Here is a 1092-nt window from a genome sequence, read left to right as displayed (position 1 = left end):
GCAGGTGATCCCCGTCAACTCCATCGTCGGCAGCGTCGACCGCACGCGCGACTTCGACCGGTTCTTCCGGCCCACGTCCACCCGGGTGCGCGAGCGCTGGCAGCGGCTGGCGGCCGCGCAGCGCCGGGGCGAATCGGTGCCACCGATCCAGGTGTACCGGATCGGGTCGATGCACTTCGTCAGCGACGGCCACCACCGCGTCTCCATCGCGTACGCGATGCATTGGAGCACGATCGACGCCTACGTCACCGAGATCCAGACGAAGATCTCCCCGGACGGAATCGCGCAGCGCGGCGACCTGGTCATCAAGGACCACCGCCGGCTGTTCCTCACGCGGGTGCCGTTGAGCGGGCCACAGCGGGCGGCCGTGGTCGTCACCGATCCGTGGGAGTACGCCGAGATCAGCCAGAGCGTCGAGGCCTGGGGGTTCCGGCTCATGCAGGAGATGGGCGAATTCCTCAGCCGTGAGACCGTGGCCCGGCGCTGGTTCGGTGAGGAGTACCTGCCGGTGGTGCGGATGCTGCGGGCGGCCGGGATGCTGCCCGACCACACCGACGCCGAGGCCTACCTGTGGGTGGCACGCGAGCGGTACCGCCTCGTGCGCCGGCATGTCTGGAACGACGAGATCATCGCCGAGCTCAGCCACCTCGCACCGCGGAGGCACAAACCGGCTAGCTCATCAACTACCCGGTCCTGAAGGACGCGGGTTTGCTGCTCACGTTCTCACTGGCTGTCAGAGGGGTGGCTGCTTTAGGCACGGTTGATTGGGCGGCCCGGTAGTTGTTGTGCCCGAGTGCGGCAATGTTGACGGCGGCGTTATGGTCCGCGTGACCGGTCCATCCGCAGCCGCGGTACCGGAACAGTGCTTGACTGTGCCTGTTCGCGGTGTCGCAGTGCCCGCAGAGGTGGCACGTCTTACTGGTATTGCGAGGGTTGATCACCTGCACCGGCACTCCTGCGGCGTGCGCCTTATAGGTGATCTGGTCGCGCAGTTGCGCGTATGCCCAGGAGTGCAATTGTTGCCGTTGTCTGCGTGCGAGCCGTACCCGGTCCCGGATTCCCGACAGGTCTTCTACCGCGATTCCTTGACCG

At 66.6% G+C, this 1092-nt stretch carries 2 protein-coding genes; one reads left to right on the top strand and one right to left on the bottom strand.

What is annotated here, in order from left to right:
• Positions 1–697: chromosome partitioning protein ParB (locus AC1DWT_RS51500; protein WP_477926306.1), on the top strand; the 697-nt coding region annotated here is incomplete at its 5' end.
• On the opposite strand, the gene AC1DWT_RS51495 is transcribed toward AC1DWT_RS51500, so the two are convergent.
• Positions 684–1092, bottom strand: a 409-nt coding sequence (locus AC1DWT_RS51495; RefSeq protein ID WP_477926305.1) for a zinc ribbon domain-containing protein, incomplete at its 5' end; no start/stop codon positions are given. The two genes, AC1DWT_RS51500 and AC1DWT_RS51495, sit on opposite strands and share 14 nt — an antisense overlap.

The organism is Rhodococcus sp. P4_B6 (assembly GCF_056402215.1).
Note: the sequence above shows the minus strand (reverse complement) of the source record. Positions and strands in the feature narration are given on the sequence as shown.